The following is a 17,977-nucleotide window of genomic DNA, read 5'->3' as shown; positions in this document are numbered from 1 at the left end:
AGGCGCGCCTTGCAGATTTCTGCGAGGGCATTCAGCTCTTCAGAAGCCATCTACGCCTCAACACATCTGGTAAGGGGTTTGCTCCGACGGGCACTGATTTCACTTGCGAGTGCTTGTGCTGCAGCCTCCGGGTCCCGCTGACCGCAAATGGCCGAGACCACGGCGATGCCGTAAGCGCCAGCCGCTATCGTCTGCGCAACATGCCGGGCCTTGAGCCCGCCAATGGCGACGGCCGGGACGGGACTTGCCGCAATCTGCGCAGCCAGACCGTCGAACCCGACCGGTGGCTTGTGATCGCGTTTGGTCGAAGTCGCAAGGACTGGTCCGGCGCCGATATAGTCCACCAGCGCGGGATCGACCACTGCAGCCAGTTCCGGGGTTTCGACGCTGAGGCCAAGGATCGCTGCTGGCCCGATCAGCCCTCGCGCCTCGGCGACACTCATGTCGCCCTGCCCGATATGGAGTCCATCCGCACCGATGGCGACAGCGGCCGCCAAATCGTCATTGACGATCAGCCTTGCGCCGGACCCGTTAAGCGCGGCCTTCAGCGCCCGCCCGGTCTCGATCATTCGCGCCGTACCGCCCGCCTTGTCGCGAAGCTGCACCATGGTCGCGCCGCCGGCCACAGCGGCGCGGGCCGTCTCGACCATGCCGATCCCGGCGCAAAGGCCGGGATCGAGCACGAGATAGAGCGACAGGTCGAAGGACTTCATGCAGGAACCTCATCGACCACGCGGATCAATGCCTCCGCGTCGAGCCTCTCCGGCGTGACGGCATGAAGGGCATCGAGGAAACGGGGCGCAAAGCTGCCCGGCCCCGTCGCGCCTTCATGCGCCAGACTGCCCGCCACGGCGAAATGCACCAGCCCCCCGATGGCCGCGTCGAAGGCATCGCCGGCGACGGCCGCATTAGCTCCGCACAGGCAGGTCAGCGAACAGCCCATGGCGGTGTTCATCGGCATCCATGGTGACCCGCCTTCGATCCGCACCGCGCGGGTTCCATCGGTGATGAAATCCACCGCCCCCGTCACCGCGACAACGCTTTCGCTTTGCCGCGCCAACCGGCGGGCGCCATCCACGGCCATGGCCACAGGATCACGGCCATCGACTCCCCGACCCCGGCTGGCTTCGCTGGCAAGAGACAGGATCTCGGAGGCATTGCCGCGAATGATCGTCGGCCGCAGCGCGACCAGTTCGGCCGAGATCCGGCGGCGATAGGCCGTCGCCTGGCAGGCGACCGGATCGAGCACCCAGGGGCGCCCGGCCGCCTCGGCCCCAGCAATGGCGGCGCGCATGCCGTCGACGAAGGGCTCCGACAGTGTGCCGATATTGACCGTCAGCGCCCCGGCGATTCGGGCGAATTCACCGGCCTCCTCGGCGTCGGACACCATGGCGGGGCTGGCTCCCGCCGCCAGCAGTACATTGGCGGCAACGTTCATCGCGACATAGTTGGTGATGCACTGCACCAGCGGCGGTTCGGCCCTGAGCGCGGCAAGAAGGGTTCCCGGCGTCTCGATCATTGCGCGTCCTCCAGCGGCATGTAGAGCTCTCCGCCCTCGCGGAACTTTTCGGCCATCTTCGCCATGCCTTCCTTCTGCGCCTCGGCGCGGATGTCGTGGGAAATGCGCATCGAGCAGAATTTTGGCCCGCACATCGAACAGAAATGCGCCACCTTGTGTGCCTCCTTCGGCAGGGTTTCGTCATGCATCGACCGGGCGGTCTCGGGATCAAGCGAGAGGTTGAACTGATCCTCCCAGCGGAATTCGAACCGGGCGCGGCTCAGTGCATCGTCGCGGATCCGCGCCGCCGGATGGCCCTTGGCGAGATCGGCGGCATGGGCGGCGATCTTGTAGGTGATCACGCCGGTCTTCACATCGTCCCGGTCGGGCAACCCGAGATGCTCCTTCGGCGTGACGTAGCAGAGCATTGCCGTGCCGAACCAGCCGATCATCGCCGCGCCGATGCCGGAAGTGATGTGGTCGTAGCCCGGCGCGATGTCGGTCGTCAGCGGCCCGAGCGTGTAGAACGGCGCCTCGCCGCAAACTTCGAGCTGCTTGTCCATGTTGGCCTTGATCTTGTGCATCGGCACATGACCCGGCCCCTCGATCATCACCTGGCAGTCCTTGGCCCAGGCGATCTGCGTGAGTTCTCCCAGCGTCTCGAGTTCGGCGAACTGCGCCGCGTCATTGGCATCGGCGATCGATCCGGGGCGCAGGCCGTCGCCGAGCGAGAAGCTGACGTCATAGGCACGGGCGATGTCGCAGATTTCGTCGAAATGCTCGTAGAGGAAGCTATCGCGGTGATGATGTAGGCACCATTTGGCCATGATCGAGCCGCCGCGGCTGACAATACCGGTCACCCGGTCCACCGTCATCGGGATCATGTGCAGCCTGACGCCCGCGTGGATGGTGAAATAGTCCACCCCCTGCTCGGCCTGCTCGATCAGCGTGTCGCGATAGACCTCCCAGGAGAGCTCCTCGGCGATGCCGCCGACCTTTTCGAGTGCTTGGTAGAGCGGCACCGTGCCGATGGGCACGGGTGAGTTGCGGATGATCCAGTCGCGAATATTGTGGATGTTGCGTCCGGTCGAGAGGTCCATCACCGTATCGGCGCCCCAGCGGGTGGCCCAGACCATCTTTTCCACCTCCTCGGCCATCGACGAGGTCACGGCGGAATTGCCGATATTGGCGTTGATCTTGACGAGGAAATTCCGCCCGATCGCCATCGGCTCGGCTTCCGGGTGGTTGATGTTGGCGGGGATGATCGCCCGTCCCCGCGCCACCTCCTCGCGCACGAATTCCGGCGTGATGAAATCGGGGATTTCGGCACCGAAACTCTCGCCGTCTCGTTCCAAGGCCGTTTTCGCCTTCGCACGGCCGAGGTTTTCGCGGATGGCGACGAACTCCATCTCCGGCGTCACGATCCCCGCACGGGCATAGGCCAACTGGGTGACGGCGCGGCCATTCTTCGCGCGCCGCGGTTCGTGCCGCACCGGAAACTCCGGCGTCAGGCGCTCGCCCTGGGCAAAGCCGTTGTCCTCCGGCTTTACATGACGGCCTTCGTACAGCTCCGTGTCGCCCCGCGTAGCGATCCAGGCTTCGCGCGGCCGCGGCAGGCCGCGCTCGATGGCGATCTCAGCCTCTGGATCTGTGTAGGGACCGGAGCTGTCATAGACGGTCACGGGCGGTTCGCCCGCCGTCGGGTGCAACTCGATCTCGCGCATGGGGACGCGGATCTCGGTGTGGAGAAGGCCCGTCTGCCAGACGCGGCGCGAGGCGGGCAACGGCCCCGTGGTGACGGTGGGGGAAAGGTCTTTCATCGGTCGGAGCCTCCAGTGCTCGAAGCGTGGAGACCCAGTTCACCGTATTGAATGGAGATTGGCCGCGTGAAGCACGCCGTAAAAGTCTCGGCCAAAGCCGCGCAGCCCGAACACCATCCCTACGCCAGTATGAACTGGATCAGGTTCATCGGGTCACTGCGCTGCGCCACATGGCGCTATCAGAATCTCAGCCCCTTGACGGGACCCCCCGGGTGAATGCGCAAAGACTGCGACCCGATCCGTCCTTTGTCAACCGCCGGAAAGAGGGTAAGTCACACACCCGTTTTCTTGAACTGACAATCAATGAACATTCATTTTCCCAAAGAAGAGACGGCGTGTAGACTTGCGATAGCGACAATCGGAATTTCGAACATGCGTCCGGATTCACCAATCGGTTTCATCGGTCTTGGCACGATGGGCGCGCCCAGGGCTCTGAACCTCGCGCGGGCCGGAACGCCGCTCGTCGTTTGGAACCGCACAAGAAATCGATGCGCCCCGCTGGAACAGGCAGGTGCGACGATTGCCTCTGACGCTGCGGAGCTGTTCACGCGATGCGAAACGGTTATCCTTATGCTGGAGAACGACACGGCGATGGATACCGTACTCGATCGCCTCGGTCCGGAATTCACCTCCCGCGTCGCCGGCCATACCATCGTCTCCATGGGCACCGTATCGGCCGACTATTCGAAGCATCCGGCCGATGACATCCGCTCCGCCGGAGGGCGCTACGTCGAAGCGCCGGTCTCGGGCTCGCGCAAGCCGGCCGAAGCCGGGCAACTGGTCGGCATGCTCGCCGGCGAGCCGGAGGATATCGCGCGCCTGCGGCCAATCCTCGCCCCGATCTGCAAGGAAATCTTCGACTGCGGTGCGGTTCCCGCCGCCCTCCACATGAAACTCGCGATCAACACCTTCCTGATCACGATGGTCACGGGCTTGGCCGAGGCTGCCCATTTCGCTAGGCGCCATGACCTCGAAATGAGCCGTTTCACAGACATTTTGAACGCGGGACCGATGGCGAGCGACGTCTCCCGGGTCAAGATCGGAAAACTCGCGCAGCACGATTTCACCCGTCAGGCGGGGATTTCGGATGTGCTGAAGAACAACCGTCTCGTTGTAGAGGCTGCCCGTGATGCCGGTATCGCGTCCCCCCTGATGGATGCCTGCCACGCCCTCTACAGCGAGACCGAAGGTCTTGGGCTCGCAGAAGACGACATGATATCGGTCGTCCGCGCGATCGAGGCACGCACCGAACGCGCATTGGCCAGCACCGGAATTCCGCCACATAACCACTGATGCGCTTTGGGAGTATCTTCTGAACCTGCTCGTCATTCTGTCGATATTCACGGTGGGCGTAGCCAGCCCCGATCCCGCAACGCTTAACGTGCAAACGGTTGCTTCGCCCCCCCACGGCAAATCATTCTCGTCCGTCGACAATCCAGAGAACGTAAAATCTCGACGGCATTTAGAGAGGGGCACTTTGATCGACGTCCTTGCCATATCCTGGTCAGGAATTTTGCTGGCCTACGGCGTGTTCATCATGGGGATGTTCAGCCCCGGCCCGAACATTCTCTCAATCATCGGCACGTCGATGAGCGTCGGTCGGAACGAAGGACGTTCCCTTGCCCTCGGTATTGCGTCCGGATCCCTTCTTTGGGGATTGCTCGCTTGGGCAGGGCTTACGACTGTTCTTGTTACCTACGCGTCGTTCATGGCGGTGATCAAGTTCGTCGGGGCGATCTATCTACTATGGCTCGCCTTCAAATCGTTCCGGTCCGCCGCCTCCGCGCGCCAGATTAACGTCAAAGCTCTTGCCCTCCCCGGCAATGGACTCGCCTATTTCCGGCGCGGCCTTCTCATCCAGATGACCAACCCCAAGGCGGCGCTGACGTGGACAGCTACTGTGTCGCTCGGCCTCGCCACCGACGCCCCTTGGTGGGTTGGCGGCATAATCGTTGCCGGCACGACCGTGATCTCATTGGCCGGACACCTCACCTACGCGCTCGCATTTTCGACACAGCCCGTCATACGGACATTTTTCGCCGCACGTTGCTGGATTGAGACGGGCTTGGGGGTATTTTTCTGCGTCGCCAGCTACAAACTAGCAACGTCGCGGCTGTAACGCTTTCGACCAGCCATCTAATGGACGAAAGTATCGCGCGAACCAGTCGCGTTTCGAGACGATTGTCGCTGGCCTGTCTCACTAGGCGAGAGCACCTAACAGTTCAGCATCCCGGCCGCGATCCGATCGGCTTCTTCGGCAAGCTTGACAGACATCCCAAGCACAGCCCGCACGCCGGTCCCTTTTTCTGATGCAGGGCGCGATCTGTCTCCAAGACGTGAAGGCGGTCAATTCCGAAGGCCACTATCACTTCATGATTACAAAATTCAGACATAAGAAATATTCGTTATTCAAAAGTGTAAGGCGCTGCTAGCGTCGACGTCAATCCCGATGTGCGGATATTCGGCCTGCAAACGCACCGCCCCGGGAGCAACGACGATATATGAGTAGACAGACGCGACATGACAGCTCATGCGACGACGGGCGGCAGGGAAAACCGAGACACGCTGACGATCGTTGTCGCCGGGAGCATCGTGCTGGCGCTGGCGTTCGGTGTGCGCTCTGTCTTTGGCGGGGTCGTCGAGCCCTTGTCGAACGACCTGTTCGACGGCAGAATCGAGGTGTTTTCGCTTTCCATCGCGATTCAGAACCTGGTCTGGGGTCTTGCGCAGCCGGGCTTCGGTATCATCGCCGACAAATATGGCGACCGGCGCGCGTTGTGGCTCGGTTTCTTCTGTTATGTCGCCGGGATGGCGGTCTGTATTGCCGGATCGACGGCGTTCTCGCAGCACATCGGGGCCGGCGTTCTCGTCGGCATGGGGATTTCGGGCACGGCGTTCGGCGTCGTCCTTGCGGTGGTCGGGCGGGCCGCACCGGAAGACAAGCGCAGTTACTATCTTGGCATCACCTCGGCCATGGGATCCACCGGTCAGGTCGTTCTGCCGCTTCTGGTCTCCTGGCTGATCGAATGGCTCGACTGGCGGACGACGTTGATCGTCGTTACCTTTGCACTCGCCCCCATGGCGGTGTGCATTCCGTTTCTCCGGGCGCAAACGCGTCCGGCGGTGCGCACTGCGGACAGCGTCTCGCTTGCCCGTGCGGTCAGACAGGCGTTCGGGCACTCGAGCTATACGCTGCTCAGCGCCGGATTTTTCGTCTGCGGCTTCCACCTCGCCTTCATCACGGCGCATCTTCCGAACTACGTGCAAAACTTCTGTGTCTCGACGGCGTCCGCGGCGGAGCTGCGCGCGCTGGGACTTCAGGCCCTTGCACTCGCCGGCTTTGCCAACATCTTCGGCACGCTGTTCGCGTCGCATCTGGGGACCAGATTTCCGAAACCCTATGTTCTCGCCGCGATCTACGCGCTCCGGGCGCTCGCTATCCTCATCTTCATCACGCTGCCGGTAACGCCGACGTCCGTTTTGATCTTCGCCCTCGCGATGGGCGGGCTCTGGCTTTCGACGGTGCCGCTGACCAGTGCGCTGATCCTGACGATGTTCGGTCCGCGTGCGATGGGGACCCTGTTCGGCTTCGTTTTCCTGAGCCACCAGCTCGGCGGGTTCGCCGGTGTATGGCTCGGCGGGTTCGTCTTCGATCGGTACGCCAGCTATGATCAGGTTTGGTATCTTGCGATCGCGCTGGGTCTGGTTTCTGCGCTCGCCCATCTTCTCGTTCGGGAGCGGCCGGCTCCCTGCATAGGCCTTGCCCATGGCGAATGAACTTCTTTTCCTCTGGCTTGCAGCCTTCCCGCTCATGGGAAGTCCGGGGCCGGCCACAATGAGCCTTGCCGGTCTCGGCACGGCCTTCGGGTTTCGCTCGAGCCTCAGCTACCTTCTCGGTATCATCGCCGGCACGACCGTCGTTCTGCTGTTGATCGCGACAGGCGCGACCGCCCTTGTCCTCGCCCAGCCACTTCTTCTTACGGCGCTGACGATTGTCGCCGGGATCTATATCCTCTACCTCGCCTGGAAAATCGCCATGGCCCCTGTCGGCCCGATGCCTTTGCGTTTGGAGCAGGCGCCGGCCTTCGTACCGGGCTTCAGCCTGGCCATTGCGAATCCGAAGGCCTTCGCAGCGATCGGAGCAGTCTATGCAGGTCACACCCTCGTCGCGGACAGCCCGATGGTCGATGCGGTCCTCAAACTGGCGGCACTCGCCTTGGTCATCATGATCGTCAACACGCTCTGGCTCGGCTTTGGCGCAACCTTTTCAAGAATTCTGAGGAATCCCACAGTCGGACGAGCAGCAAATGTCCTCTTCGCCAGCATGCTGGTGGTGTCGGTCGGGTTCGCGCTGATAGCAGCCTCGGAGACCTAAAGTTGGAAGCGCAGGACACGCAGATGAAGCGGACAAGTGGTAGCCATCAATATTTATGCGCCCAGGGAGGCGAATTCTTCATCTCAACAGATCCTTCAAAGATCGACCAGGAGTACGTTGTCAGGTTTTTGACAACCGTCGCATATTGGTCGAAGGGCGTTGAGCCGGATTCCATTCGTGAGGCGATGAAAAATTCGGAACTGTTGGGACTATACGATTCCTCTGGAGATCAGATCGGCTTTGCGCGGATCGTGACCGACTACGCCCTATTCGCCTACCTGAGGGACGTATTTGTCGAAGAAGCCTATCGGGGACGCGGCCTCGGCCTTTGGATGACCGAGACCGCGTTGTCGCACCCCCGACTGCAAACGGTGCAAAACTGGATGCTGGCCACCGAAGACGCTCATGGTGTCTACGCGAGGGCGGGCTTTCATCCCCTAAAGCATCCGGAATGGTACATGCAGCGGTCGGGCAAAGGCATCGCGAATAGCTAGCCCAATCGACCTCCAGCAGGAAACCCATGCCTGGTTGCGCTGAGCGTCAGGACCCATGCCAGCGCGATCAGGATGAGCAGGCTCGGCGCAAAGCTCGAGGTTCCAAGCCTCTCAAGCAATAGCCCTCCTGCCAAGCCACCGCCGGCAATCGCGGTGTTCCACATGGTCACGAGCATGGATTGCGCCAGGTCCCCCGCAGGACCGGCCGCCTTGGCGCTGGCGGTCTGGAACAGGGTCGCGCATCCGCCGAACGCCAAGCCCCAGAGCGCGCTCGCGGTATAGATCGACAGGGGCAGGTCGCGCCAGATCCAGAACATGGTTGCGGCCAGCGCGAAGAGCCCGATACTGGTCAGTGTCAACGCCCGAAGGCGGGTGTCAATCAGGACACCCACGACCCAGATGCTGACCAGCGAGGCAAGGCCGAAAACCAGCAAGACGGCGTCTGTCCGTCCGACCATCCCCGCGCCCGCCAGGAAGGGAGCGATGTAGGTATAGAGAATATTGTGCGCTAATACGAATGTCAGCACCACCCCAAGCACCGGGCGGATGCCCGGAAGCGCGAGAACACCGCGTAGTGTCCGACGCTGCCCGGCAGGTTCACCGGCGAAATCGGGAACCTTGGCCAGCACCCAGAAGATCAGGACCACTGTTAGAACGCTCATGAGGCCGAAACAGGCGCGCCAGCCGAGGATGGCCCCGAGGAAGGTGCCAGCGGGCACGCCGAGCGACAGGGCGAGCGGCGTGCCCGCCATGGCAACAGCAATCGCACGCCCCTTCAGATGATCGGGCGCCATGCGCGCGGCGTAGCCCGCCGCCAGCGCCCAGAGCAGCCCCGCCGCGATCCCGGCCACGAAGCGGGCCGACAGTGTCAGGGCGTAGCTGGTTGACAGCGCCGTGACTGTATTCGCGATCAGGAAGCCGGCGATCGCGGTCATCAGCAGCGGCTTTCGGCGCAGACCCTGCGTCAGGGTCGTCAGCGGGATCGCGGCCACCAGCGAGCCGATGGCGTAGACCGTCACCAACTGCCCGGCCCCGGCCTCCGACACGCCCAGCCCCTGCCCGATGGCGGGCAGCAGACCGGCGGGGAGAGCTTCGGTCAGGATGGTGATGAAAGCCGCCATGGAGAGTGCCAGCAGCGCCGCCCAGGGAAACGGTGCCTCGGCGCTGTGAACCGAATCAGGCATATGTATATCACCCATGGCCGGTCTCCCGCGCCTGTGGAGCGGGGCGGCCTTCAGGCCGGGGGCAGCCTGCCACCAGAACCGATCGTGTCGTGCAGATCATCTTGTGTCCTCAGTCTATTGAAATGTCTGCGAGATTATGCGGAGTTTGCCATTCCGGAAAAACAGGCTTTAACTCCGATAACTTCGGACTAAAATGTCCTCAATGTCGATCTCCACGGACAGCCTCGGCGCTCTGAATGTCTTCGTTCAAGCGGCGGCAACGGGCAGCTTCACCGTCACCGGGCGGCAACTCGGCGTGTCGTCCTCGGCGGTGGGCAAGGCCGTTGCCCGGCTCGAGGACCGCATGGGCGTGCGGCTGTTTCATCGGTCGACACGCGCGATCACGCTGACACCGGAGGGGCAGATGTTCCTCGAACGCTGCCGCCGCGTTCTGAGCGAGTTGGAGGCGTCGGAGCTGGAGCTGGCACAAACCCGCGCGCGCCCGGCCGGCCAGTTGCGCGTCAGCCTTCCGCTGGTCGGGCTGCTGATGATGCCGACGTTGACCGCCTTCATGAAGACCTGGCCCGAGATCGAGCTGGATCTCGATTTCAGCGACCGGCTGGTCGATGTGATCGAAGAAGGTTTCGACGCAGTGATCCGTTCGGGCGAGCCCACGGACTCACGCCTGATGACACGGCGCCTCGGCGGTTCCGGCTTTCGCATCGTCGGGGCGCCTGCCTATTTTGAACAGCATGGGACGCCCCGGAGAGCGGCAGAGCTTGCGCAGCATTGCTGCCTTCATCACCGTTACCCCAGCACCGGCAAGCTGGAACCCTGGCACATTGAGGGGCTGGCGGACGGCGCGCTGCCCCGCACGGCAACATCCAGTGCGATCGAGCCGTTGCTCGACATGGCCGAGCACGGCCTGGGCATCGCCTGCCTGCCAGATTTCGCGGTGCGCGCGCATTGCGCCGACGGGCGGCTTGTTGCGGTGCTGGAGGATGCGGCGAAAGGCACCGCGGAGTTCCGCATCTACTGGCCGTCGAGCCGGCATATCTCGCCGAAACTGCGGGTCTTCGTCGACTTCATGGCCGAAACCCTGTTTGCAGGCGCGCCGGGAGCGGCCTCGATCCACAGTTCGCCGACCGGAAAGAGATTCCTGCCCCGGGAAGCATGAAAGTTCTTATCCTCGTGAAAGGAAATATGCGCGGGCGCGCCCATACCGGCCTCGACCGTCTTCTCCATCGGCGAGACCGGCGCGTCGTCCCCGCTGCACAAGTTACGTAACGTGATGCCGGAAAACTGCGCCGAGGCGGTCCGTACCTGCAGCTTCGCCCCGCTCACCCTGACCTACCCCGGCCGGGCCGATATGCTCGCCACAGACTTCTATTGAGAAGACTACGTTAACTGGGCTCGATCCCAGAAGATCTGGCGGTTCCCGTTTTCTGAAACCCGCACTTTCGAATTGTTCGTTTTTCGGCCGCCGCCCCGAGCCTTAGCTTGTGTAGAAAACCTTGAGACAGAGGACATCTCTATGCCCACTGATTTCCCCTTGGCGAGTAGCGAAACGCCCCGCCGCGACAACTCTGTGCCCGCCTTGGTGACAAGATCGCATCTAACCGGGCGGAATTCGATTTCGCGTCAGCGGCAGATCCGCAAGTTCGCGAAGGTTCATCTTCTTGATGTCCGGGTGCGACAAAGGATCTTGATCCCACTGCCGGCGAGCGGCCTCTGCTGCAAGGCGCCCATTCCGGATGCGGCGCAACGAACGGGCGCGGCGCCAGCGGCGCAGCATTCTGAGGAACGGTCTCAACATGCGGACAGGATTCAGCGGCCGGAGGCCTCGCAGCAATCGAGGTTTAAACGAAGCTCGTGAAGAAAACCTATAGCCCTTACGGCGGCCGTCTGCCTCTTGTTGGCCTGCGCGCTGTCGAAGCTGTATTGAGGTTGGGTAACCTCAACGCCGCGGCAGATGAGCTTTGCGTCACGCCGGGAGCCGTCAGCCAACAGTTGATCAAGGTCGAGGCGTATCTAGGTATCAAACTTTTCCGGCGGACTCCGCAAGGGCTCGCACCGACGGAAACGGCGCGAAGGCTGGCGGAGCGTCTTCAAACGGGCTTCCGGGACATTGCGCGCGCCGTTGCGCTCGTGGAGCAGCCACGACCCAACAGTATTGCGGTTTCCGCGCCGCCCGTTTTTGCAGCAAAATGGCTCGTGTGGCGCCTGCACCGCTTCACCGAGGCTCAAAGCAAGCTGAAAATCTCGATCGAGGCCACGACGGATTTCGCGGATCTCGACGACAACCGGATCGACGCCTGCATTCGTGTCGGCAAGGGCGATTGGGCGGGAACGAGGGCAGTACATCTGGCCGACATTCGCGTCTTTCCGGTTTTCGCCCCCGAGTTAGCGAACCGAATTCGTACCCCCGCAGACCTGCTGAACATTCCGGTCATCCGCGACGCAGGCTCGGGCTTTAACTGGAATCACTGGCTGCGACCGAACGACATGGACGCCACGCAACTACCGGACGGACCATACTATTCGGATGCATCGCTCTGCCTCGATGCCGCCATTGCCGGCCAAGGCGTCTTCCTGTCCTGGGAAACCCTGTCGCACGATGCGCTTCGCATGGGACGGCTGCACGCCCTGCCGGGACGATTTCGTACCGGCTCTGCCTACTGGTTCGTCGAGCGCGCGCAGCACGCGAGATCGAAGCCGGTGCAGCGGTTCTTCGACTGGCTTCGGGAAGAGCTGAAAGCATGTCTGGAATGACCCGGCAACCCCAACGGATCATCGTGACCGGCGGCAGCGGGCGGCTTGGCAAAACAATCGCCACGGCCGCCCGACGGGCCGGTGCGCATGTCGTCTCCTGCGATCGAGTTCCGGCGCCGCACGCGGTGACTGCCGACATTCGCGATCTGCAGCGTCTTGCCTCGCTGTTCGACGGCGCGGATTGCGTAATCCATTGCGCCGGGCTGCACGCGCCCCATGTTGGCGTCCGGCCGGACGCGGAGTTCCGTGACATCAACGTCGAGGGGACCGCAACCGTTCTGCGAGCCATGCGGCAGGTTGGGGTCCCCTCGCTCGTGTTTACCAGCACCACCGCCCTGCTTGGTGGCGGCGCGCGCGCGGGGGAACCCGCCCGCTGGATCGATGATGTGACCCAGCCGCGACCGCGCAGCATCTATCACGAGACAAAGATAGCGGCAGAGCAACTCATCAGATCCGCATGTGGTGCGTCGCTCTCGGCATCGATACTGCGTGTCGGGCGCTGTTTCGAGGAACCGCGAGATATCATGGCGATCCATCGTTTGTCGCGCGGCATTGATCCCCGTGATGCTGCCATGGCGCATTTGCGCGCCGCCCGGTTCGTGGCCCAGGAACCGGAGCCGCTAATCGTGAGCTGTTCTACACCATTCCACCATGCGGATTGCGCAGCTCTTGGCTGCGAGGCGGACAAGCTCGTCCGCAACCGGTGCCCCACCTTGGCCCGGAACTTCGACGCACTTGCCTGGCGCCTCCCTGTCACAATCGACAGGGTTTACGACAGCCGTCTCGCCCAGGGGCGATGGGACTGGCGACCACGCTTCGGCGCGCAGAGCATTGTCGCGCGATGGCTTAGGGCGTGAGGATGCGACGAGACAAGAGCTGCTGCGGCACACTTCTGGGCGCCACTCCGGTTGCCCAACCAATCGCGCCTGCCGACAGCCTTTATCAGGTTCCGGCCCACGCTTATTCTCAACCTGGCTCTCCAGTCGCCACTGCAACTAGCCAGCGCCGGACGATGGCGTCCTCCTCCTGAGAGTATCCGTCTACGAGTTCGGCCTCGAGCGCATAGACACGCTTCTTAGCTTCAGCAAGCAGGCTACGCCCTGGGCTTGTAAGAGCGATCTGCTGTTTCCGCCCATGAACGGCATGGGGCTTTCGGTTGATCAGGCCCGCCTTTTCGAGATTGCCGATGATCGTGCTCATCGTTTGCGGTGTCAGTAGCGCGAGCCGGGCCAGATCGGCGCTGGAATGATGCGGGTAGGTATCAAGCATGGTCAGGGCCGCAAACTGCGGCTGGGTCAGTTGTATATCCCGCAAGACGGCCTCGACCCTGTGCCGGTAGGCGTTGGCGGCCTGCCGCAGCAGATAACCAAGATACCCATCCGGGCCGCGCTTTCCTTCGCCTTGCCCGGGCAAGGTTGAGACGCTTGGTGGCTTGATCATTATCAGAACTTTGATATTATTGTCAGGGTTCTGATACTATCAGCCGCAAAGAGGATTGCCAACATGCCGACCATGGATCAAAAACTGACCTACAGCGATTTCGAAAAGGCATATCCGGACGCGCTGGCCACCCTGCTGGCCATGGGCAAGGCGGTTGATGACTCGGGGCTCGAAAAAAATCTGACCGAACTGGTGAAGCTTCGGGTTTCACAGATCAACGGCTGCACCTTCTGCACCGAACTGCACCTGCGGGTAGCCAGGCGCGCCGGGGTGGACAGTGCTCGTCTGGATCTTCTGACCGCATGGCGCGACGCGCCCCCGTACAGCGCTCGCGAGCGCGCCGCGATCGCTTGGGCCGAACATGTCACCATGACGCCAACAACCGCGATCGCGGAGGACCTCCACGCATCTCTCAATGCGACCTTCGCAGAACATGAACTGGTGAATCTCACCATCGCAATTGCCAACATCAACGCCTGGAACCGCATCGCCGGTGCCCTCCATTTCCCGCCGATGCAGCAGGAGAACAAGCAATGACTGCGATCACACCGATCGAAGCGGAAACCGACATTGTCGCATGCTTCGACTTGATGCAGCAACTGCGCCCGCATCTCGCAAGCGCGGCCGAATTCGTTTCACGTTGGCGGCGCCAGGCCTTGGAGGGATACAAGCTCGTCGCGATCTACGATGATGGTCGCCCCGTGGCTTTGGCGGGCTACAGACTCCAGAACAATCTGATGCACGGCCGACATCTCTATCTGGATGATCTGGTAACGGACGGAAAGAGACGAAGCCAAGGGCTCGGCCAGCAGTTGCTGCTCCATATGCAGGCAGTCGGCCGGGACGCGGGTTATATACCAAGCTCGTGCTGGATACTCCACTGTCGAACGCCCTGGGTCATCGCTTCTATTTCCGACAAGGGTTGCTTACCAGCGCCCTGCGTTTCAACACCCCTCTGAACGAAGCGCAATGACATCTCTGCTCCACATTAGCGCAAGCTCCCAGGCGGCAAGTTCCGTCAGCCGGCAGTTGGGCCACCTTACCGTTGACCGCCTTCGGTCGAATTACCCAGATCTAACGATCTGTCGCCGAGACCTCACGTCACCCTATCCTCCACATCCGGACGCGGCCTTTGTAGAAGCGAGCCTGCGGGCTCAATCGGAACGGGATGCCGACGACGAAAAAGCACTGACCCTTTCGGAGCGCTTCATCGCAGAGCTCGCGGCTGCCAAAATGATCGTCATAGATTTTCCGATGTATAACTTCACGCTGCCATCATGCCTGAAGGCGTGAATCGACTATGTGGTCAGACCAAACCGAACGTTCCGGAACGGCGTCTCCGGGAAGGTGGGATTGCTTCAAGATCGCCCTGCCTATTGCATCATGACATCTGGAGGCCGCTTGGGTGAAATGGGGTCGCAACCCGATTTCGCTACGAGTTATCTCAAGGTGGTTTTGGAAACGATCGGCATTCAGACTGTACATCAGTTCACTGCCGACGAAACGCACCTAACTGAAAGAACCCTTCAGGGCAAAACCGGAGTCGCCCTTGAGCACTGGCTGGGGAGCGCAGAAATCACAAAATCAATTTGTTCCTCAAACCCCTGAAGCTTCCCATTCTCGACGAACGGGACCTCGCCTCCGGGTGGCCGCTCCGCCTCGACGCTATCTCGATCCCGCATGAGCGGGGCATTCATTTCGTCTGCCACAAGGGCGAGAAAACCTGCCCCCGAGATCAAGAGTTTCCGCTACGGGATGTTGTCCACCGTCCCCGGCGGCTGACGGGCCTTCGCCTATCGGGTAACCGCCATTACCGCGCTTCCGCCAATCATGACCCCGCCGCCAGCGTAGCCCATGCGGCGGCGCGCGCGACGACTGTCAAAGAGCCGGCCCGCGCGCTCCGCGATCAGCGCATACCCGGCCAACAGCACCACGACGACAAGGCTCGAGGTCACCGTCAGCACCGCAAGCTGCACGGGCAAATCGCCTTGCGGGTCGATGAACTGGGCAAGGAATGCCATGTAGAAAACGATCGCCTTGGGGTTCAGCACCGCGGTCACGGTTCCGGCCCAGAAGCTGCTCCAGGACGAGGCGTCCCCTGCATGGCTGACCCTCTCCGGCGAATCGCGCCGCGCCTCCATGATTTGGCCGATGCCCAGCCACGCCAGGTAAAGCACCCCGACCCATTTCACGATCTGGAAGAGGAGCGCAGAGGCGGCGAGGATGGCTCCGACCCCGGCGAAGGACAGCCCGACAAGCACGATACTCCCTACGACGTCACCGAGAATGCACATCGCCGCAGCCACCCTGCCCCGCGTCAGCGACTGCGCGATCACGAGCAGGACGCTCGGTCCGGGGATCACCGTCAGGACAACGCAGGCAATGGTATAGGCAATCCAGGTGTCCAGCGACATGATCAATCCCCTTCGCTTCGGTCCGGGCCACAATTGGCCGACGCAGTGGTGGCAAGAAGTGCCCCGCTTCCGATCAGCACAATGCCCAGAAGATCAATGAAGCCCGGTCGATCGCCAAAGATCAAGACGCTCCAGAACAGGGCGAAGACAAGATACCCATTATCGAACAATCCGATGACCGGTGCGGACGCCCTCTGATACGCATAGGCGACCAAGGCGGTAATGACAGCGAGCAGCACGCCCAACCCGGCCAGCAACCCCAGATCCGCCACCTTCAGCGCAGGCCAGACCGACAGCAGGAAGCCCGCGTCGTTCCCCTGTCCGCTCCTCCACAGGCCGGCGACCAGCCCCAGGCCGCCCAGAAACAGAACCAGGTTGAGGTTCATTGCCATCGACATCGCTGGGCTGGCACGGCACGGCAACGCCCCTGCGTGATCACGGCCGCAAGTGCGTAGAAGAACCCGGCAAGCAACGGCAATCCGATCATCGGCGATACTTCATCCAAGCCCGGACGCAGGATTGTCATCACGCCCGCAAGACCCAAAAGGATCGCAAAACCCCCGCGTCCCCCGATGCGCGTTCCGAGCAGCGTTGAAGACAGGAAAGCCATCCACATCGGCGAGGTATAATAACAGGCAGCCGCGATGGAGAACGACAACTCGGGCAGCCCGGCGTAATAGCAGCCCCACATCAGGGCGAGGCAAAGGCTGCGCAATCACACCCAGCCCGAGACACGGACCAGGCCGATGTTTGAATAGCCCCTCGTTTCCTAGACGCCTTCTTCCCTGAATTTGACGCAAGGCGGCCGACATGGGCAAAGCCAATTCCAGCGACGGTTTCAAACGGGACGCGGTGGCGTAGATTGCCGAGCGGGGTTACCCGGTTGCGGAGGTGTCGAAGCGGCTGGGTGTGAGCCAGCACTCGCTCTACGCATGGAAGAGGAAGTTCTCGAAGCCATCCGGTTCAACTGATGGCGATCAGGCGGCAGAGATCCGTCACCTGAAGAAGGAGCTGGCACGCGTCACTGAGGAGCGCGACATCCTAAAAGGAGCCACCGCGTATTTCGCCAGGGATGCAAAGTGAAATACGCGTTCGTTGCCGAGCATCGACAGCAGTTCACTGTTCGGGCGATGTGCCGGTGTCTGCCGATCCGGTCCAGTGGTTTCTACGCCTGGCTTAAGCACCCCCCTGAGCAAACGGGCGAAGGAAGACGCTCGCCAGGCCGCGCTTCTCAGAAAAGGCCTGGAAGGAGAGCGGCAGGGTCTACGGCTATCGCAAGCTGCATGACGACCTTCTCGATCAGGGAGAGACGTGCTGTCCCAACCGCATCGCTCGTCTCGCCAGGCTGGCCGGGATCGAGGCGCAGATCGGCTACAAGCGTCGGCCCGGTTCCTATGGCGGCAAGCCGTCAGTCGTGATCGACAACACCCTTGCCCGGCAGTTCGATGTCGATGCGCCGGACAGGGCGTGGGTGACAGATATCACCTATATCCGGACCCAGGAGGGCTTTGCCTATCTGGCCGTCGTGATCGACCTCTACTCCCGCCGCGTCATCGGCTGGTAGTTGCAGGGCCGGCAAACCACTGATGTCGTGCTGCAGGCGTTGCTCATGGCGGTGTGGCGTCGAAAGCCAAAAAGCAAGGTTCTGGTCCATTCCGATCAGGGCGCGCAGTTCACCAGCATGGACTGGGCGGCGTTCCTGAAGCACCACAATCTTGAGCACTCGATGAGTCGTCGCGGCAACTGCCATGACAATGCCGTGGCGGAGAGCTTCTTCAATCTCCTCAAGCGCGAGCGGATACGGCGCAGGACCTACCGAACACGCGAGGAGGCAAGGCAGGACGTGTTCGACTACATCGAGATGTTCTACAACCCGAAGCGCAAGCACGGCAGGAACGGGATGCTGTCACCCGTCGACTTCGAACAGCAGCAGGAAATGTAACCCGAGGGTGTCCACAAAACTCGGGGCTATTCAATGTATGTCGGCAAGATCGTCTGGAA

19 protein-coding genes, 2 pseudogenes and 1 riboswitch (1 of these 22 only partly in view) are annotated in these 17,977 nt (G+C 62.0%); of the genes and pseudogenes, 13 read left to right on the top strand and 8 right to left on the bottom strand.

Annotated features, from left to right (window positions below; translation table 11 throughout):
* Positions 1–50 precede the first annotated feature (50 nt).
* The 3 genes from thiE to thiC are packed head-to-tail and all read right to left on the bottom strand — an operon-like array spanning position 51 to position 3,318.
* Complete coding sequence (gene thiE / locus BLU32_RS19390) at positions 51–713, bottom strand: thiamine phosphate synthase (RefSeq protein WP_093809674.1); 663 nt, start codon at positions 711–713, stop codon at positions 51–53.
* Positions 710–1,519: a hydroxyethylthiazole kinase gene (gene thiM / locus BLU32_RS19385; protein ID WP_093809672.1), complete on the bottom strand. Its 810-nt coding sequence runs from the start codon at positions 1,517–1,519 to the stop codon at positions 710–712. The genes thiE and thiM overlap by 4 nt, the downstream gene beginning before the upstream one ends.
* The gene (gene thiC, locus BLU32_RS19380) at positions 1,516–3,318 is read right to left on the bottom strand and encodes a phosphomethylpyrimidine synthase ThiC (protein ID WP_093809670.1); all 1,803 of its coding nucleotides are present in this window, start codon (positions 3,316–3,318) and stop codon (positions 1,516–1,518) included. The genes thiM and thiC overlap by 4 nt, the downstream gene beginning before the upstream one ends.
* Before the next feature lie 98 nt (positions 3,319–3,416).
* A riboswitch (TPP riboswitch) is annotated at positions 3,417–3,539 on the bottom strand.
* A gap of 82 nt (positions 3,540–3,621) precedes the next feature.
* Between thiC and BLU32_RS19375 the strand changes: the two genes are divergently transcribed.
* The 5 genes from BLU32_RS19375 to BLU32_RS19355 all read left to right on the top strand — a co-directional run bounded on the left by BLU32_RS19375 (position 3,622) and on the right by BLU32_RS19355 (position 8,187).
* Entirely contained in the window at positions 3,622–4,611 is a 990-nt protein-coding gene (locus BLU32_RS19375) for an NAD(P)-dependent oxidoreductase (RefSeq protein WP_244501746.1), read from the top strand.
* A gap of 184 nt (positions 4,612–4,795) precedes the next feature.
* Positions 4,796–5,437 (top strand): LysE family translocator, encoded by a 642-nt coding sequence (locus BLU32_RS19370; RefSeq protein WP_208976932.1) that lies wholly within the window; start codon positions 4,796–4,798, stop codon positions 5,435–5,437.
* Positions 5,438–5,838: 401 nt separating this feature from the next.
* The gene (locus BLU32_RS19365) at positions 5,839–7,095 is read left to right on the top strand and encodes an MFS transporter (RefSeq protein WP_093809666.1); all 1,257 of its coding nucleotides are present in this window, start codon (positions 5,839–5,841) and stop codon (positions 7,093–7,095) included.
* A complete protein-coding gene (locus BLU32_RS19360) occupies positions 7,085–7,693 on the top strand; it encodes a LysE family translocator (protein ID WP_093809664.1) in 609 nt (202 codons plus the stop codon). Before BLU32_RS19365 ends, BLU32_RS19360 begins: the two co-directional genes overlap by 11 nt.
* Positions 7,694–7,695: 2 nt before the next feature.
* Positions 7,696–8,187 carry a GNAT family N-acetyltransferase gene (locus BLU32_RS19355; RefSeq protein ID WP_197673645.1) on the top strand — a complete coding sequence of 164 codons (492 nt, stop codon included), beginning with the start codon at positions 7,696–7,698 and terminating at the stop codon, positions 8,185–8,187.
* Here the strand turns inward: BLU32_RS19355 and BLU32_RS19350 are convergent.
* Complete coding sequence (locus BLU32_RS19350; RefSeq protein WP_244501745.1) at positions 8,184–9,386, bottom strand: MFS transporter; 1,203 nt, start codon at positions 9,384–9,386, stop codon at positions 8,184–8,186. The two genes, BLU32_RS19355 and BLU32_RS19350, sit on opposite strands and share 4 nt — an antisense overlap.
* A gap of 187 nt (positions 9,387–9,573) precedes the next feature.
* Here BLU32_RS19350 and BLU32_RS19345 point away from each other — a divergent pair, with 187 nt between their 5' ends.
* From BLU32_RS19345 to BLU32_RS19330, 3 genes are all read left to right on the top strand, one after another.
* Positions 9,574–10,527, top strand: a complete 954-nt coding sequence (locus BLU32_RS19345; RefSeq protein ID WP_208976931.1) for a LysR family transcriptional regulator — start codon at positions 9,574–9,576, stop codon at positions 10,525–10,527.
* A 695-nt stretch (positions 10,528–11,222) separates the two neighbouring features.
* Complete coding sequence (locus BLU32_RS19335; RefSeq protein WP_197673644.1) at positions 11,223–12,122, top strand: LysR substrate-binding domain-containing protein; 900 nt, start codon at positions 11,223–11,225, stop codon at positions 12,120–12,122.
* The gene (locus tag BLU32_RS19330) at positions 12,119–12,979 is read left to right on the top strand and encodes an NAD(P)-dependent oxidoreductase (RefSeq protein ID WP_157727754.1); all 861 of its coding nucleotides are present in this window, start codon (positions 12,119–12,121) and stop codon (positions 12,977–12,979) included. The genes BLU32_RS19335 and BLU32_RS19330 overlap by 4 nt, the downstream gene beginning before the upstream one ends.
* A gap of 109 nt (positions 12,980–13,088) precedes the next feature.
* Here the strand turns inward: BLU32_RS19330 and BLU32_RS19325 are convergent, their stop codons facing one another.
* Positions 13,089–13,562, bottom strand: coding sequence for a MarR family winged helix-turn-helix transcriptional regulator (locus BLU32_RS19325; protein WP_093809654.1), 474 nt, complete (start codon positions 13,560–13,562; stop codon positions 13,089–13,091).
* 63 nt (positions 13,563–13,625) lie between these two features.
* Between BLU32_RS19325 and BLU32_RS19320 the strand changes: the two genes are divergently transcribed.
* The 3 genes and pseudogenes from BLU32_RS19320 to BLU32_RS22390 all read left to right on the top strand — a co-directional run bounded on the left by BLU32_RS19320 (position 13,626) and on the right by BLU32_RS22390 (position 15,170).
* On the top strand, positions 13,626–14,099 hold the full coding sequence (locus BLU32_RS19320; protein WP_093809651.1) for a carboxymuconolactone decarboxylase family protein: 474 nt from the start codon (positions 13,626–13,628) through the stop codon (positions 14,097–14,099).
* On the top strand, positions 14,096–14,521 hold the full coding sequence (locus tag BLU32_RS19315) for a GNAT family N-acetyltransferase (RefSeq protein WP_197673643.1): 426 nt from the start codon (positions 14,096–14,098) through the stop codon (positions 14,519–14,521). Before BLU32_RS19320 ends, BLU32_RS19315 begins: the two co-directional genes overlap by 4 nt.
* A gap of 10 nt (positions 14,522–14,531) precedes the next feature.
* Positions 14,532–15,170: pseudogene (locus BLU32_RS22390) on the top strand (FMN-dependent NADH-azoreductase).
* A 185-nt stretch (positions 15,171–15,355) separates the two neighbouring features.
* On the opposite strand, the gene BLU32_RS19300 reads toward BLU32_RS22390, so the two are convergent.
* Genes BLU32_RS19300 through BLU32_RS22205 form a run of 3 tightly spaced genes read right to left on the bottom strand, consistent with a single transcriptional unit; the run spans position 15,356 to position 16,691 of the window.
* Entirely contained in the window at positions 15,356–15,976 is a 621-nt protein-coding gene (locus BLU32_RS19300) for a LysE family translocator (protein WP_093809645.1), read from the bottom strand.
* Between the two features lie 2 nt (positions 15,977–15,978).
* Positions 15,979–16,362, bottom strand: coding sequence for an EamA family transporter (locus tag BLU32_RS22210; RefSeq protein ID WP_208976930.1), 384 nt, complete (start codon positions 16,360–16,362; stop codon positions 15,979–15,981).
* Positions 16,359–16,691, bottom strand: coding sequence for an EamA family transporter (locus tag BLU32_RS22205; RefSeq protein WP_208976929.1), 333 nt, complete (start codon positions 16,689–16,691; stop codon positions 16,359–16,361). The genes BLU32_RS22210 and BLU32_RS22205 overlap by 4 nt, the downstream gene beginning before the upstream one ends.
* Positions 16,692–16,837: 146 nt before the next feature.
* On the opposite strand from BLU32_RS22205, the pseudogene BLU32_RS19290 reads away from it, so the two are divergent.
* Together BLU32_RS19290 and BLU32_RS19285 are read left to right on the top strand one after the other, a co-directional pair.
* Positions 16,838–17,918, top strand: a pseudogene (locus tag BLU32_RS19290) (IS3 family transposase).
* Positions 17,919–17,951: 33 nt separating this feature from the next.
* Positions 17,952–17,977: the start of a recombinase zinc beta ribbon domain-containing protein gene (locus BLU32_RS19285; protein ID WP_197673642.1), read on the top strand. 913 nt of this gene lie beyond the right edge of the window; only the first 26 of its 939 coding nucleotides appear in the window; the start codon lies at positions 17,952–17,954; its stop codon lies beyond the right edge, outside the window.

Source organism: Stappia sp. ES.058 (assembly GCF_900105595.1).
Classification (GTDB): domain Bacteria; phylum Pseudomonadota; class Alphaproteobacteria; order Rhizobiales; family Stappiaceae; genus Stappia.
This window is presented reverse-complemented; position numbering and strand designations above follow the sequence as displayed.

Bases quoted from the DNA above. Each gene is read 5' to 3' on its own strand.
- thiE (WP_093809674.1), bottom strand. From the start codon at position 713: ATGAAGTCCTTCGACCTGTCGCTCTATCTCGTGCTCGATCCCGGCCTT.
- thiM (WP_093809672.1), bottom strand. From the start codon at position 1,519: ATGATCGAGACGCCGGGAACCCTTCTTGCCGCGCTCAGGGCCGAACCG.
- thiC (WP_093809670.1), bottom strand. From the start codon at position 3,318: ATGAAAGACCTTTCCCCCACCGTCACCACGGGGCCGTTGCCCGCCTCG.
- BLU32_RS19375 (WP_244501746.1), top strand. From the start codon at position 3,622: ATGAACATTCATTTTCCCAAAGAAGAGACGGCGTGTAGACTTGCGATA.
- BLU32_RS19365 (WP_093809666.1), top strand. From the start codon at position 5,839: ATGACAGCTCATGCGACGACGGGCGGCAGGGAAAACCGAGACACGCTG.
- BLU32_RS19360 (WP_093809664.1), top strand. From the start codon at position 7,085: ATGGCGAATGAACTTCTTTTCCTCTGGCTTGCAGCCTTCCCGCTCATG.
- BLU32_RS19350 (WP_244501745.1), bottom strand. From the start codon at position 9,386: ATGGGTGATATACATATGCCTGATTCGGTTCACAGCGCCGAGGCACCG.
- BLU32_RS19345 (WP_208976931.1), top strand. From the start codon at position 9,574: ATGTCGATCTCCACGGACAGCCTCGGCGCTCTGAATGTCTTCGTTCAA.
- BLU32_RS19330 (WP_157727754.1), top strand. From the start codon at position 12,119: ATGACCCGGCAACCCCAACGGATCATCGTGACCGGCGGCAGCGGGCGG.
- BLU32_RS19325 (WP_093809654.1), bottom strand. From the start codon at position 13,562: ATGATCAAGCCACCAAGCGTCTCAACCTTGCCCGGGCAAGGCGAAGGA.
- BLU32_RS19320 (WP_093809651.1), top strand. From the start codon at position 13,626: ATGCCGACCATGGATCAAAAACTGACCTACAGCGATTTCGAAAAGGCA.
- BLU32_RS19315 (WP_197673643.1), top strand. From the start codon at position 14,096: ATGACTGCGATCACACCGATCGAAGCGGAAACCGACATTGTCGCATGC.
- BLU32_RS19300 (WP_093809645.1), bottom strand. From the start codon at position 15,976: ATGTCGCTGGACACCTGGATTGCCTATACCATTGCCTGCGTTGTCCTG.
- BLU32_RS22210 (WP_208976930.1), bottom strand. From the start codon at position 16,362: ATGAACCTCAACCTGGTTCTGTTTCTGGGCGGCCTGGGGCTGGTCGCC.